Origin of the sequence: Kitasatospora sp. NPDC089509 (genome assembly GCF_044749365.1) — a bacterium.
Lineage (GTDB): Bacteria > Actinomycetota > Actinomycetes > Streptomycetales > Streptomycetaceae > Kitasatospora.
Genome location: NZ_JBIVHS010000010.1, coordinates 195,875 through 209,397, shown reverse-complemented (window position 1 = coordinate 209,397; position 13,523 = coordinate 195,875). Strand labels below are relative to the sequence as shown.

Annotated in this window: 11 protein-coding genes; 7 read left to right on the top strand and 4 right to left on the bottom strand. The window is 73.5% G+C overall.

Going from position 1 to position 13,523, the window contains the following annotated elements; all coding sequences use genetic code 11:
- The first annotated feature begins 17 nt into the window (after positions 1–17).
- From ACIP4P_RS22540 to ACIP4P_RS22525, 4 genes are read left to right on the top strand one after another with little or no spacing between them, the layout of a single operon-like run.
- Positions 18–944: an ABC transporter permease gene (locus ACIP4P_RS22540; RefSeq protein ID WP_400920991.1), complete on the top strand. Its 927-nt coding sequence runs from the start codon at positions 18–20 to the stop codon at positions 942–944.
- Complete coding sequence (locus ACIP4P_RS22535; protein WP_350512988.1) at positions 941–1,927, top strand: ABC transporter permease; 987 nt, start codon at positions 941–943, stop codon at positions 1,925–1,927. Before ACIP4P_RS22540 ends, ACIP4P_RS22535 begins: the two co-directional genes overlap by 4 nt.
- Complete coding sequence (locus ACIP4P_RS22530) at positions 1,927–2,922, top strand: ABC transporter ATP-binding protein (RefSeq protein ID WP_350512987.1); 996 nt, start codon at positions 1,927–1,929, stop codon at positions 2,920–2,922. Before ACIP4P_RS22535 ends, ACIP4P_RS22530 begins: the two co-directional genes overlap by 1 nt.
- Positions 2,922–3,899, top strand: coding sequence for an ABC transporter ATP-binding protein (locus tag ACIP4P_RS22525; RefSeq protein WP_400920988.1), 978 nt, complete (start codon positions 2,922–2,924; stop codon positions 3,897–3,899). The genes ACIP4P_RS22530 and ACIP4P_RS22525 overlap by 1 nt, the downstream gene beginning before the upstream one ends.
- Before the next feature lie 75 nt (positions 3,900–3,974).
- Here ACIP4P_RS22525 and soxR read toward each other — a convergent pair whose 3' ends face one another.
- Complete coding sequence (gene soxR, locus ACIP4P_RS22520) at positions 3,975–4,442, bottom strand: redox-sensitive transcriptional activator SoxR (RefSeq protein WP_400920986.1); 468 nt, start codon at positions 4,440–4,442, stop codon at positions 3,975–3,977.
- A gap of 56 nt (positions 4,443–4,498) precedes the next feature.
- Between soxR and ACIP4P_RS22515 the strand changes: the two genes are divergently transcribed.
- On the top strand, positions 4,499–5,956 hold the full coding sequence (locus ACIP4P_RS22515) for an MFS transporter (RefSeq protein ID WP_400920984.1): 1,458 nt from the start codon (positions 4,499–4,501) through the stop codon (positions 5,954–5,956).
- Positions 5,957–6,040: 84 nt separating this feature from the next.
- On the opposite strand, the gene ACIP4P_RS22510 is transcribed toward ACIP4P_RS22515, so the two are convergent.
- Positions 6,041–8,101, bottom strand: a complete 2,061-nt coding sequence (locus ACIP4P_RS22510; RefSeq protein WP_400920981.1) for a prolyl oligopeptidase family serine peptidase — start codon at positions 8,099–8,101, stop codon at positions 6,041–6,043.
- Positions 8,102–8,206: 105 nt separating this feature from the next.
- Here ACIP4P_RS22510 and ACIP4P_RS22505 point away from each other — a divergent pair, with 105 nt between their 5' ends.
- A complete protein-coding gene (locus tag ACIP4P_RS22505; RefSeq protein WP_400920979.1) occupies positions 8,207–9,397 on the top strand; it encodes an aminotransferase class V-fold PLP-dependent enzyme in 1,191 nt (396 codons plus the stop codon).
- 25 nt (positions 9,398–9,422) lie between these two features.
- On the opposite strand, the gene ACIP4P_RS22500 is transcribed toward ACIP4P_RS22505, so the two are convergent.
- Together ACIP4P_RS22500 and ACIP4P_RS22495 are read right to left on the bottom strand one after the other, a co-directional pair.
- Positions 9,423–9,842, bottom strand: a complete 420-nt coding sequence (locus ACIP4P_RS22500; RefSeq protein WP_350513017.1) for a metalloregulator ArsR/SmtB family transcription factor — start codon at positions 9,840–9,842, stop codon at positions 9,423–9,425.
- A gap of 59 nt (positions 9,843–9,901) precedes the next feature.
- The gene (locus ACIP4P_RS22495; RefSeq protein WP_350512981.1) at positions 9,902–10,276 is read right to left on the bottom strand and encodes a hypothetical protein; all 375 of its coding nucleotides are present in this window, start codon (positions 10,274–10,276) and stop codon (positions 9,902–9,904) included.
- Positions 10,277–10,585: 309 nt separating this feature from the next.
- On the opposite strand from ACIP4P_RS22495, the gene ACIP4P_RS22490 reads away from it, so the two are divergent.
- The gene (locus ACIP4P_RS22490; RefSeq protein WP_400921084.1) at positions 10,586–13,441 is read left to right on the top strand and encodes a DEAD/DEAH box helicase; all 2,856 of its coding nucleotides are present in this window, start codon (positions 10,586–10,588) and stop codon (positions 13,439–13,441) included.
- Positions 13,442–13,523 lie beyond the last annotated feature (82 nt).

The following is a 13,523-nucleotide window of genomic DNA, read 5'->3' as shown; positions in this document are numbered from 1 at the left end:
CCACTGAGCCTGTCGCTATGGCGGCGGCGGGCCCCGCGAAGGGCGCCGGGCGCGGGCCGTGGCGGCTGGTCTGGGACCAGCTGTGGGCCCGCGGCTCGGCCCGGTTCGGGCTGATCACGGTCGGCGTGCTGATCCTGGCGGCCGCGCTGGCCGGCCCGCTCAGCTCGCTCGGCGGCTGGTCCCCCGAGGAGTTCGACAAGCGCGCCGTGGACCCCTACCTGGGCGGCATGCCCCGCGGCGACTTCGGAGGCATCAGCACCCGGCACTGGCTGGGCGTCGAACCGATCACCGGGCGCGACCTGTTCGCCCGGGTGCTGCACGGCGGCCAGGTGTCGCTGCTGATCGCGTTCACCGCGACCGCGGTCGTCGTGGTCACCGGCACCCTGGCCGGCATCGCGGCGGGCTACTTCGGCGGCCGCACCGACACCGTGCTGTCCCGGCTGATGGACCTCACGATGTCCTTCCCCTCGCTGATCTTCATGATCGCGATGATGTCGGTGGCCAAGGACGTCAACCGGATCCTGCTGATCACCCTGGTGATCGGCCTGTTCACCTGGCCCGGCATCGCCCGGGTGGTGCGCGGCCAGACCCTCTCGCTCAAGCACCGCGAGTACGTCGAGGCCGCCAAGGTCGGCGGCGCCCGCTCCTGGCGCATCCTCACCCGGGAGATCCTGCCGAACGTCTCCGGGCCGGTCATCGCGTACACCACACTGCTGATCCCCGGCATGATCGCCACCGAGGCCGCGCTCAGCTACCTCGGCGTGGGCGTGCGCCCGCCGACCGCCTCCTGGGGCCAGATGATCGCCGAGAGCATCGTCCACTACGAGACCGACCCGACGTACTTCCTCATCCCGACGGTCTTCCTGTTCCTCGCCGTGCTCGCCTTCACCCTGCTCGGGGACGCGCTGCGCGACATCCTCGACCCCCGGGGAGGCCGGTCGTGATCCTCTACCTCGGCCGCCGACTGCTCGGCGTGGTGGGCATCCTGCTCGCCATCTGCGCCATCACCTTCACCATCTTCTACCTGCTGCCCAACGACCCGGCCGCGGCCGCCTGCGGCAAGACCTGCAGCCCCGAGCGCCTCGCCGACGTCAAGGCCGCGATGGGCCTGGACAAGCCGGTCTGGGACCAGTTCCTCGCCTACCTCGGCGGCATCTTCGCCGGACGCGACTACGGCAGCGGCTCCAGCGCCGTGCACTGCGGCTTCCCCTGCCTCGGCTACTCCTACGAGTACGGGATGCCGGTCTGGGACCTGCTCACCGACCGCCTGCCGGTCTCGATCTCGCTGGCCCTCGGCGCGGCCGTGCTCTGGCTGGTCCTCGGCCTCGGCGCGGGCGTCACCTCGGCGCTGCGCAAGGGCCGTCCGCTCGACCGGATCCTGATGGTGTTCTCGGTCGGCACCGCCTCGCTGCCGGTCTACTTCACCTCGGTGATGCTGATCTGGGGCGTCGTCCGGACGGCCGGGTTGCTGCCCTACCCGGCGTACCACCAGTTCACCGAGAACCCCTTCGCGTGGGCCTCCAACCTGCTGCTCCCGTGGATCGCCCTGGCCCTGCTGTACGCGGCCATGTACGCCCGGCAGAGCCGCAATTCGATGATCGAGGCGATGGCCGAGCCGTACATCCGCACCGCCCGCGCCAAGGGACTGCCGCCGCGCACGGTGACCGTCAAGCACGGGCTGCGCTCCGCGACGACACCGATCCTGACCATCTTCGGGATGGACCTCGGCGGCCTGCTGGCCGGCGCCGTCATCACCGAGTCCATCTTCGGCCTGCCCGGCGTCGGCCGGCTGTTCTACGACGGCCTGCTCCGCTCGGACCAGCCCGTCATCCTCGGCGTCACCCTGCTCGCGGCCTTCTTCATCGTCGTGGCGAACCTGCTGGTCGACCTGCTCTACGCGTTCGTCGACCCGAGAGTGAGGTACTGATGGCCCTCCTGGAGGTGGAAGACCTCGGGGTCTCCTTCGACACCCCGCGCGGCACCGTCCGCGCCGTCGACGGCCTCTCCTTCGCGGTCGAGGCCGGGCGCACCCTCGGGCTGGTCGGCGAGTCCGGCAGCGGCAAGTCCGTCACCTCGCTCGCCGTCATGGGCCTGCACCGCGGCGCCGCCGTCAGCGGCTCGATCCGGCTCCACGGACAGGAGCTGAACGGGCTGGGGGAACGGGAGTTGGGCACCGTCCGGGGCCGGCGGATCGCGATGATCTTCCAGGACCCGCTGTCCAGCCTGCACCCCTTCTACACCGTCGGCGAGCAGATCGCCGAGCACTACCGGGTGCACTTCAAGGCCGGCCGCAAGGCCGGACGGGCCCGGGCGGTGGAGATGCTGGCCGAGGTCGGCATCCCGGAACCGGCCCGCCGGGTCGACGAGTACCCGCACCAGTTCTCCGGCGGCATGCGCCAGCGCGTCATGATCGCGATGGCGCTCGCCTGCGAACCCGAACTGCTGATCGCCGACGAGCCGACCACCGCCCTGGACGTCACCGTCCAGGCGCAGATCCTCGACCTGATCGCCCGGATCCAGCAGGAGCGCGGCCTCGGCGTCGTGATGATCACCCACGACCTGGGCGTGGTCGCCCGGGTCGCCCACGAGGTGCTGGTCATGTACGGCGGCCGGGCGGCCGAACAGGCCCCGGTGGACCGGCTGTTCGCCCGGCCAGCGCACCCGTACACCCGCGGCCTGCTGGACTCGCTGCCGCGCCTGGACGACACCGACGACGCCCCGCTGCGGGCCATCCCCGGCAGCCCGCCGTCGCTGATCGCCCCCGCCCCCGGCTGCTCCTTCGCCCCGCGCTGCGCCCGCACCACCGCCGCGTCCGCCGAGGAGCACGCCCGCTGCCGGGCCGAACGACCCACGCTCGGCCCGCTCGCCCCCGGCCACCAGGCCGCCTGCCACCTGCCGCTGGTGCCGGAAGGGGTGTCGTGATGACCGAACCACTGCTGTCGGTACGGGACTTGGTGAAGACCTTCCCGGGCCGGCGGAGTCGCACCGGCCGGGCCGGCGCACCGATCCGGGCCGTCGACGGGGTCGGCTTCGACCTCGGCGCGGGCGAGACGCTCGGCCTGGTCGGCGAGTCCGGCTGCGGCAAGTCCACCACCGGCCGGATGATCGTCCGGCTGCTCGACCCGACCTCGGGCACCGTCACCTTCGACGGCACCGAGATCGGCGGCCTCTCGCAGAGCCGACTGCGGCCGCACCGGCGGAACCTGCAGATGGTCTTCCAGGACCCGTACTCCTCGCTCAACCCTCGGCAGACGGTGGCCCGGATCATCTCCGAACCGCTGCTGGTCCAGGGCGGGAGCGCGGCGGACGCGCGCAAGCGGGCCGCCGAGCTGATGGAACTGGTCGGGCTGATCCCCGAGCACCTGGACCGCTACCCGCACGAGTTCTCCGGCGGCCAGGCGCAGCGGATCGGGATCGCCCGCTCGCTCGCCACCTCGCCGAAGCTGGTCGTCGCGGACGAGCCGGTGTCCGCGCTGGACGTCTCCATCCAGGCCCAAGTGGTCAACCTGATGGAGCAGTTGCAGCGCGAGCTGGGGCTGGCGTACGTGTTCATCGCGCACGACCTCTCGGTGGTCAAGCGGGTCTGCGACCGGGTCGCGGTGATGTACCTGGGCCGGATCGTCGAGATCGGCGACAAGGCCGAGGTGTACGGCGGCCCGGCGCACCCGTACACCAGGGCGCTGCTGTCCGCGGTGCCGCTGCCGGACCCGGCGGCCGAGCGGGCCCGGGAGCGGATCGTGCTGCTCGGCGACCCGCCGAGCCCGGCCGACCCGCCGCCCGGGTGTAGCTTCCACCCGCGCTGCCCGAAGGCGCAGCCGGTGTGCCGGACCGAGCGGCCGCTGCTGCGGATCGTCGGGACGGGCGGGCGGGAGGCCGCCTGCCACTTCCCGGAGGCCTGACGGCCGACCCGAAACCCCCGGTCGGGCGCGGCGGGGAACCTCACGAGGGCCGCGTCCGACCGGGTTCCACCGTGCTCACTGCTCGTCGGTCGGCAGCAGCAGGCGCGGGCCGGGGCCCTCGGTGGCCAGCTCGTCGCCCGGGTTGAGCACCCGGCAGCGGCGCAGTGACACGCAGCCGCAGCCGATGCAGCCGGTCAACTCGCCCTCCAGCCGCTCCAGTTCGGTCCGCCGGGCGCGCAGTTGCTCGGCCCAGCGGCGGGAGATCCGCTCCCAGTCGTGCTTGCCGGGCATCCGGTCCTCGGGCAGGCCGGTGAAGACCTCGGCGACCTCGGCGAGCGGGATGCCGAGCCGCTTGGCGACCAGGATCAGCGAGATCCGGCGCAGCACGTGCCGCCGGTAGCGGCGCTGGTTGCCGGCCGAGCGTTCGGAGGAGATCAGCCCCTGGTCCTCGTAGAAGCGCACCGCGGAGGTGGCGATGCCGGCCCGCCGGGCCACCTCCCCGACGCTCAGCAGGTCGACCGGTGCCGCGCTGTCGCCGCTCATGGCTGCTCCTCGCACTCCTTGACTTCAAGTTCTGTTGAAGTCCTAGCGTACCGGACGTGACCGAATCTTCCGCCGTCAAGGCCCCCACTGCCCTTGCTGACCAGCCGAGTTACGCTCCGGAGTCACCGCCGGACGGCACCGGCGGCGGCTGGGGCGAACTGTTCTCCCGCCGATTCGCGGCCGCCGCGTCGATCCTCGCCGGGGGCGTCGCGCTGTACGCGATGAACCTGTACTTCACCGCGGCGCTGATGCCCTCGATCGTGGCCGACATCGGCGGCGAGCGGTACTACGCCTGGGTGGCCACCGGCTTCCTGATGGCCGCCGTGATCGCCTCGATGCTGGTCAGCCGGCTGCTGGCCCGGCTGGGCGCCGCGCGGGCCTATGTGCTGGGCTTCCTGGTGTTCGGCGCCGGCGCGGTGCTCAACGCGGCCAGCCCGTCGATGATCGCGCTGATCCTCGGCCGGGTGGTGCAGGGCCTCGGCGGCGGGCTGGTGGCCGGGCTCGGCTACGCGGTGATCCGCAGCGCGCTGCCGGAGCGGCTGTGGACCCGGGCGGCCGGGCTGGTCTCCGCGATGTGGGGCGTCGGCACCCTGGTCGGGCCCTCGCTGGGCGGGCTGTTCGCCCAGTTCGGCGCCTGGCGCTGGGCGTACGTCCTGCTGCTGCTCGCCGCGCTGGTGCTGGCCGTGCTGGCCCGCCGGGTGCTGCCCGGCCCGTCCGGCCCGGGGGCGGGTGCGGGGCCGGTGCCGCTGCCGTCCCTGCTGCTGCTCACCCTGGCCGCGGCCGTGTTCAGCATCAGCTCGACCGTGCCGGTCGGCTGGGCGACGGCGGCCTGCATAGTCGCCGGCCTGGTGCTGCTGGCGGGCTTCGTGGCGGTCGAGCGGCGCGGCGCCGCGACCGTCCTGCCGCACCGGACGTACCGGGCCGGGAACGGCCTGAAGTGGCTCTACCTGACCGTCGCGGTGCTCTGCGCGGGCGTGGTGGCGGAGAACTTCATCCCGCTGTTCGGCCAGGGGCTGGGCGGGCTTGGCCCGCTGGTGGCCGGTTTCCTCGGCGCCGCGACCTCGGCGGGCTGGACCACCGCCCAGCTGTTCAGCGTGGGCATCGAGTCCGCCCGCGGCCGGGCCCGGGCGATCCGGACCGCGCCGGTGGTGCTGGTGGCGGGCCTGGTGGTGTACGCGCTGACCCAGACCGCCCATGCCTCCGGGCCGCGGGTGGTGGTGTGGGCGGTGGCGCTGTTCGTGGCCGGCACCGGGATCGGGCTGGCGTTCCCGCACCTGAGCGTGGCCGCGATGCGCAGCAGCACCGACCCGGTCGAGGGCGGCAAGGCGGCCGCGGCGATCAACACCACCCAGCTGATCGCCTTCTCGGTCACTTCGGCGCTGGCCGGGACGCTGGTGAACCTGGGCGGGGACAGCCTGCTGGCGTCGGCCCGGTACATGACCTTCGGGATCGCCGCGATCACCGTGCTCGGGGTGGGCACGGCGGTGCTCACCGCCCGCCGCCTCGGGCGGTGAGGCGGGCTCGGACCGGCCCCGGATCCCTTTTCGTCGGGGGGATCCGGGGCCTTCGCGCCGCCCCGACGGGGTCGGTTCGAAGGATCACCCCAAAGACGCCCGCAGGAAGGCGAGTTCGGCCATGGTGACCTGCTCGTTCGTCCCGCCCGGGGTCATGTGGGTGACGCCCGGCAGCGGTAGCACGCTGTGCGGCCGCCCGGCCCGGGTGAGCGCCTGGGAGAGCAGCAGGGTGTGCGAGGGGTGGACGTTGTCGTCGGCCAGCCCGTGGATCAGCAGCAGCGGCCTGGTCAGGCCCGGGGCGTCGGTGAGCAGGCAGTCGTCGGCGTAGCCCTCCGGGTTGCCCTGCGGCAGGCCGAGGTAGCGCTCGGTGTACGCGGTGTCGTACTGCCGGAAGTCGGTGGGCGGGGCGCCCGCGCAGGCGGCGTGGAAGACGTCCGGGCGGCGCAGCACGGCGAGTGCGGCGAGGTAGCCGCCGTACGACCAGCCGCGCACGCCGACCCGGCCCAGGTCGAGGTCGGGGTGGTCGGCGGCGAGCGCGTGCAGGGCGTCGACCTGGTCGTCCAGGCCGACCTGGGAGAACCGCCGGAAGATCGCCCGGGTGAACCCGGGGGAGACGAAGGGGGTGCCGCGGTTGTCGGTGGTGACCACGGCGAAGCCCTGGTCGGCCCACCACTGGCGGAGCTGCCAGCGGCGCGGCTCGGCGACCACGGCCTGGAAGCCGGGCCCGCCGTAGACGTCCAGCAGCACCGGCAGCCGGCGGCCGGGGACGTGCCCGCGCGGGTACACCACGGCGGTGGGCAGTGCGCGGTCGGTGACCCGGGCGAGCCGGGGGCGGACGACGTACGGGAGGGCGGCGCTGAGGTCGGTGACCCGGTGGCCCTGCGGGAGCAGTCGGCGGGTGACCCCCTCGGCGGTGGCGGAGGTGAGCAGCACGGTGTCGGCGGCGGCGAGTGCGGAGTGCACGCCCGGTCCGGTGCTGAGGAGTTCGGGCGCGCCGCCGTCCGGGTCGATCAGGTGGACGTACTGGTCGGCCGGGTCGCCCCGGCCGGTCTCGCAGAGCAGTCGGTCGCGGTGGCGGCCGACCACCCGGCGGATCTGCAGCCCGGTGGTGTCCAGCGGCTTGCCGTCCACGGCGAGGCCGCGGGCCTGCGGGGTGTCGTGGACGGTGAGCAGCCGGCCGTCGGGCAGCCGGGCGGGGGTGCCGGGCAGCTCGTCCACCCAGAACTCGTCGGTGGTGCGCGAGAGTTCACGGGTCTCGCCGGTGGCCGGGTCGGCACCGAGCAGCAGGACGCGCTGCTGCAGCCGGTCGGCGACGGTGAGCAGCACCTCGTCGTCGGAGGCCCAGGAGGCGGCGCAGAGGTACGGGAACTCGGCGCTGTCCCAGCGCAGTCGGACCCGGCTGCCGTCCAGGCCGAGCACCCAGAGCCGGACGTCCGCGTTGGGGCCGCCGGCCTGCGGGTAGGCGAAGTCCTCGCCGGGTTCGCCGGGGCGGGCCGGGTCGGCGAAGTACCGCCGGGGGAGGGCGGATTCGTCCACCCGGGTGGCCAGCAGCGCGCCGCCGTCGGGGCGCCACCAGTGGCCCCGGGAGCGGCCGAGCTCCTCGGCGGCGGCGAACTCGGCCACGCCCCAGCGGGCGCCGTCGGCGGGGGAGAGTGGGGTCGGGTCCGGGGTGACGTACAGGGCGTCGTCGGCGACGTAGGCGACGCGCCGGCCGGTGGCGTCCGGGCGGGGGTCGAACGCCGGTCCGGCGACCGGGAGTTCGTCGGTGGTGCCGGTGGCGGTGTCGGTGCGGAAGAGCCGCCCGTCGAGGGTGAAGACCGCGACGGCCAGGTCGGCGGTGGCCGCGTAGCCGCCGATGCCGGCCGCGACCAGCCGGGTGCGTTCGCGCAACCGCCGCTCCAGGACCGGCAGTCGGTCGCGGTGGCCGGTGCGGCCGGGGAGCAGTGCGGCGGGGTCGGCGACCAGGCGTTCCGCGCCGGTGGTGGTGTCCAGCAGGTGGAGGCGGTCGACCGGGTCCTCCGGACCGGTCGAGCGGAGCAGCAGCAGCCGGGTACCGTCCTCGGCGAGGATGTACGCGCGCGGGGCGCCGTGGCCGAACCGGCCGGTGCGGGCGCTGAGGGCAAGGAGGGCGTCGGTGATGGTCACGGCCCGATGGTGGTCGTGCGGTGCGTGCCCCGACCAGTATTCTGCCATGTGAAATGTCACACACCACGACGTGTCGCCATGCGTCGCGACCAGGGGAGGAACCTCATGAACCGCGTGAACGGCATGCCCGAGGACCTGTGGACCGCCGAGCCGCCGACCCCGCTCGCCGCCGCGGACGGCCTGTTCGCCGTCTCACCGGACGCCGCCCACCTGAACCACGGCTCGTACGGGGCCGTGCCCCACCCGGTCCGCCGGGTGCAGGAGGAGCTGCGGACCGCGCACGAACTCGACCCGGACGGCTTCTTCGCCGACCTGCCCGCCCGGGTCGGCGCGGCCCGGACCCGGATCGCCGCCGAGCTGGCCGTCGACCCCGACCGGCTCGCCCTGGTCTCCAACGTCACCGAGGCGGTCGCGATCGCCCTGGACAGCATCGTGTTCTCCCCCGGCGACCGGATCCTGGTCACCGACCACGGCTACGGCGTGGTCAACCGCGCCGCCGAGCGGCGGGCCGCCGAGACCGGGGCCGAGGTGGTCACGGTCGAACTGCCGCTGGACGCCCCGGACGAGCGGGCCGTCCGGGAGGCGGTGCTCGCGGCCGTCGACGACCGCACCACCGTCGCGGTGCTGGACCAGATCACCTCGCCCACCGCCCGGCTGGTGGCCGGCCCGGCCCTCCTCGCCGAGCTGCGGGCACGCGGGGTGACCACCGTCGTGGACGGCGCCCACGCCCCCGGCATGCTGCCCGACCCGATCGACCCGAACGCCGACTTCTGGTTCGGCAACCTGCACAAGTGGGCCTTCGCCCCGCGGGCCACCGGACTGCTGGCCGTCCGCCCCGAGTGGGTCGGGCGGGTCCGGCCGCTCACCTTCTCCTGGGAGCACGACCGGGGCTTCCCCTGGCACGTGGAGTGGCGCGGCACCTGCGACTACACCGCCTGGCTGGCCGCCCCGACCGGCTTCGAGCTGCTGCGCGAGCTCGGTCCGGCGGCGGTGGCCGCGCACAACGCCGCGCTCGCCGCCTACGGGCAGCGGGCCCTGGTCGAGCGGGCCGGCCTGCGGGCGCTGCCGGCGACGCCCGGGGTGTCGATGCGCACCGTCCGGCTGCCGGTCGGCTGGGCCGAGGCGGAGGAGGACGTGCGGCCGCTGATGGGCGAGGTGTGGCGGCGGCTCGGCACCCGGATCGCGGTCCGGCCGTGGGACGGCGGCGGGCTGCTGCGGATCAGCGCCCAGCTGTACAACCGGGCGGCGGAGTACGAGCGGCTCGCGGACGGGCTGGCGGAGCTGCTCAAGGAGTGACGCGAGGAGTGACACGAGGTGTGGCTCAAGGTGTGACGCGAGGTGTGACCGGCCGGTGCGCGGCGCGGCCCGGCGCTCCCGGGAACGGCTGCTCCCCGGCCGTCCCCGGGAACGGCTGCTCGCCCGCCGCCCGGAGCTCGGCGAGCAGCACGCTCCGGTCGGCGAGCAGCCCGGTGAGGATCCGCCGGGCCGCCCGCAGCAGGTCGGCGACGTCGGCGCCGGCCAGCGCGTACACCACCGTGCTGCCCTCCCGGGTCGCGGTGACGATGCCCGACCGGCGCAGCACCGCGAGCTGCTGCGACAGGCTGGAGGGCTCCACCTCCAGCTCGGCGAGCAGGCCGCGGACGGGCGTCGGCCCGTGCTGGAGCAGCTCCAGCACCCGGATCCGGACGGGATGGCCGAGCATCCGGAAGAACTCGGCCTTGACCTGGTAGAGCTCCCCCAGCCGGCGGCCGGGAGGTACTCCCGTCGTCACGGGTCCCCCCTTCCCTGGTGTCGGTGGGCTCAGATCTCCAGCGCGAGTTCGATCCGCCGGAGCTGGTGGCGGGCCATCGCCAGGTTGGCGCGGCTGCGGTGCAGCACCATGAAGAGGAACAGGCCGCGTCCGCTGGGCGTCGTGATCGGCCGGACCATGTGGTACTGGTGGGTCAGCGTGATCAGGATGTCCTCGATCTCGTTGTCGAGCAGGTTGAGCGCCTCCATCGCCCGCATCTTGGCGCGGACCACGTCGGTGTTCCCGGCGGCGGCGACGTTGAGGTCCAGCTCGCCGCCGTCGCCGAGGGTGCCGAGGGCCATGCCGCTGCCGTAGTCGACCAGGGCGACGCCGATCGCGCCGTCGATCGACATGGCCTCCTTGAGGGACGTCTCCAGGTTCGCCATCGTCGCTGTCCTCCCGTGAGTTGGTGGCTGTGGCACCCGAAGGTAGGGAGCTCCCGGTGTGCTCCACCGGGAATGACCGGAGACGTTCGAAGCTGGTCGAAGTCCGATCAGTTGAAGACATTTGCAACTATGGATCTGAGAGGGGAGTGTTCCCGTGACGATCCCCGGGCGACCGTTCGCCGATCCGGCGGCGACCGCCCGGCGCTCCCGCGGCGACCCTTCGGCCCGGAAAAGGGTGCTATCGATGTCACTCCTCCCGGGTAACCTCTCGCTGAGATGCGAGATCACACCAACCACACCCGGACGGCGATGAACACCCCCGATCCAGAGCCCCAGGACGTCCAGGAGCTCAGCCCCGCCGAGGCGTACGCGGCCAGCCGTCGCCGGGCCAAGGAGGAGGCGGCCGCCCTCCACGGCTTCCGGCAGCTGTACGACTTCCCGCTGGACGACTTCCAGGTGGAGGCCTGCGAGGCGCTGGAGGCCGGATCCGGCGTCCTGGTCGCCGCCCCGACCGGCTCCGGGAAGACCATCGTCGGCGAGTTCGCCGTGCACCTGGCCCTGGCCGCCGGGCGCAAGTGCTTCTACACCACGCCGATCAAGGCCCTCTCCAACCAGAAGTACGGGGACCTGGTCAAGCGCTACGGCGCCGCCAAGGTCGGCCTGCTCACCGGTGACAACACCGTCAACGGCGACGCCCCCGTGGTGGTGATGACCACCGAGGTGCTGCGCAACATGCTCTACGCGGGCTCCAGCACCCTCGACGGCCTGGGCTACGTGGTGATGGACGAGGTGCACTACCTCGCCGACCGCTTCCGCGGCGCCGTCTGGGAGGAGGTCATCATCCACCTCCCCGAGTCGGTCACCCTCGTCTCGCTCTCCGCGACCGTCTCCAACGCCGAGGAGTTCGGCGACTGGCTGGACACCGTCCGCGGCGGCACCAAGGTGATCGTCTCCGAGACCCGCCCGGTGCCGCTGTGGCAGCACGTGATGGCCGGCAACCGGATGTACGACCTGTTCGCCGACCCCGACCGGGACGGCCGCCCCAAGGCGGGCCAGCGCAACCCCGGCAAGCTGGTCAATCCCGAGCTGGTCCGGCTCGCCCGCTCCGAACTCGACCGCAACCCGCGCGACCGCTTCGGCCGCGGCCGGGGCCGCTCGATGCCCAACGGCCGTCCCGGCCGGGTCTGGACCCCGGGCCGGGTCGACGTCATCGACCGGCTCGACGCCGAGGGCCTGCTGCCCGCGATCACCTTCATCTTCAGCCGGGCCGGCTGCGAGGCCGCCGTCCAGCAGTGCCTCAGCTCCGGCCTGCGGCTCAACAAGGACTCCGACCGTGCCCTGGTCCGGGCCGTCGTCGAGGAGCGCTGCGCCGACATCCCCGACGAGGACCTGCACGTCCTCGGCTACTTCGAGTGGCTGGACGGGCTGGAGCGCGGCATCGCCGCCCACCACGCCGGGATGCTGCCCCGGTTCAAGGAGGTCGTCGAGGAGCTCTTCGTGAAGGGCCTGGTCAAGGCCGTCTTCGCGACCGAGACCCTGGCGCTCGGCATCAACATGCCCGCCCGCTCGGTGGTCATGGAGAAGCTGGTCAAGTGGAACGGCGAGACCCACGCCGACATCACCCCAGGCGAGTACACCCAGCTCACCGGCCGGGCCGGGCGGCGCGGCATCGACGTCGAGGGCCACGCCGTGGTGCTCTGGCAGCGCGGCCTCGACCCGGAGGCGCTGGCAGGCCTGGCGGGCACCCGGACCTACCCGCTGAAGTCCTCGTTCCGGCCCTCGTACAACATGGCCGTCAACCTGGTCTCCCAGTTCGGCCGGCACCGCTCCCGCGAGCTGCTGGAGACCTCCTTCGCCCAGTTCCAGGCGGACCGCTCGGTGGTCGGCATCGCCCGCCAGGTGCAGCGCAACGAGGAGGGGCTGGAGGGCTACCGCGAGTCGATGACCTGCCACCTCGGCGACTTCGACGCGTACATGGAGCTGCGCCACCGGCTCAAGGACCGCGAGAACGAGCTCGCCCGCGAGGGCAGCAGCCAGCGCCGGGCCGCCGCCGTCGAGTCGATCGAGCAGCTCAAGCCGGGCGACGTCATCCACGTCCCCACCGGCAAGTTCGCCGGCCTCGCCCTGGTCCTCGACCCGGGCCTGCCGCCGGTCAACCGCTCCGGGCGGGGCGGCCCGCGCCACCCCGACTTCCAGGACGGCCCGCGCCCGGTGGTGCTCACCGCCGAGCGGCAGGTCAAGCGGCTCGCGATGATCGACTTCCCGCACCCGGTCGCCGCGATCGAGCGGGTCCGGATCCCCAAGTCCTTCAACCCGCGCAGCCCGCAGTCCCGGCGCGACCTCGCCTCCGCACTGCGCACCAAGGCCGGCCACCTCGAACCCGAGCGGTTCCGGCGCGGCCGCGCGGCCGCCGCCGACGACCCGGAGATCACCCGGCTGCGCACCGAACTGCGCCAGCACCCGTGCCACGGCTGCTCCGACCGCGAGGACCACGCCCGCTGGGCCGAGCGCTACCACCGGCTGCACCGCGACACCGAGCTGCTGGAACGCCGGATGCGCTCCCGCACCCACACCATCGCCCGCACCTTCGACCGGGTCTGCGGGCTGCTCACCGACCTCGGCTACCTCCGGGGCGACACCGTCACCGACGACGGCAAGCGGCTCGGCCGGCTCTACGGCGAACTCGACCTGCTCGCCTCGGAGTGCATCCGCGAAGGCGTCTGGAGCGGCCTCGCCGCCGCCGAACTCGCCGCCTGCGCCTCGGCGTTGGTCTACGAGTCACGCCAGTCCGACGACGCCGGCGCCCCCCGGGTGCCGGAGGGCGCGGCCAAGGAGGCGCTCGGCAAGATGATCCGGATCTGGGGCCACCTGGACGCCCTGGAGGAGCAGCACCGGATCAACACCGCCGAGGGCGTCGGCCAGCGCGAACCCGACCTCGGCTTCGCCTGGGTCGCCTACCGCTGGGCCCTCGGCCACAGCCTGGACCAGGTCCTGCGCGAGGCCGAGATGCCGGCCGGCGACTTCGTCCGCTGGACCAAGCAGCTGATCGACGTCCTGGGCCAGATCCAGGACGCGGCCGGCGAGGACGGCGACCTCCGCAAGACCGCCCGCAAGGCCGTCGACGGCCTGCGCCGCGGCATCATCGCCTACTCCTCGGTGGGCTGAGCCGCACGACGAGGGGCCCGCACGTTCGCGTCGAACGTGCGGGCCCTTCGGTGTTTCTGGCAACCTTCTGGAGATGAGCAGG

Excerpts from the sequence above, each read along its gene's own strand:
- ACIP4P_RS22490 (WP_400921084.1), top strand. The coding sequence starts at position 10,586 with ATGAACACCCCCGATCCAGAGCCCCAGGACGTCCAGGAGCTCAGCCCC.
- ACIP4P_RS22505 (WP_400920979.1), top strand. The coding sequence starts at position 8,207 with ATGAACCGCGTGAACGGCATGCCCGAGGACCTGTGGACCGCCGAGCCG.
- soxR (WP_400920986.1), bottom strand. The coding sequence starts at position 4,442 with ATGAGCGGCGACAGCGCGGCACCGGTCGACCTGCTGAGCGTCGGGGAG.
- ACIP4P_RS22495 (WP_350512981.1), bottom strand. The coding sequence starts at position 10,276 with ATGGCGAACCTGGAGACGTCCCTCAAGGAGGCCATGTCGATCGACGGC.
- ACIP4P_RS22530 (WP_350512987.1), top strand. The coding sequence starts at position 1,927 with ATGGCCCTCCTGGAGGTGGAAGACCTCGGGGTCTCCTTCGACACCCCG.
- ACIP4P_RS22540 (WP_400920991.1), top strand. The coding sequence starts at position 18 with ATGGCGGCGGCGGGCCCCGCGAAGGGCGCCGGGCGCGGGCCGTGGCGG.
- ACIP4P_RS22525 (WP_400920988.1), top strand. The coding sequence starts at position 2,922 with ATGACCGAACCACTGCTGTCGGTACGGGACTTGGTGAAGACCTTCCCG.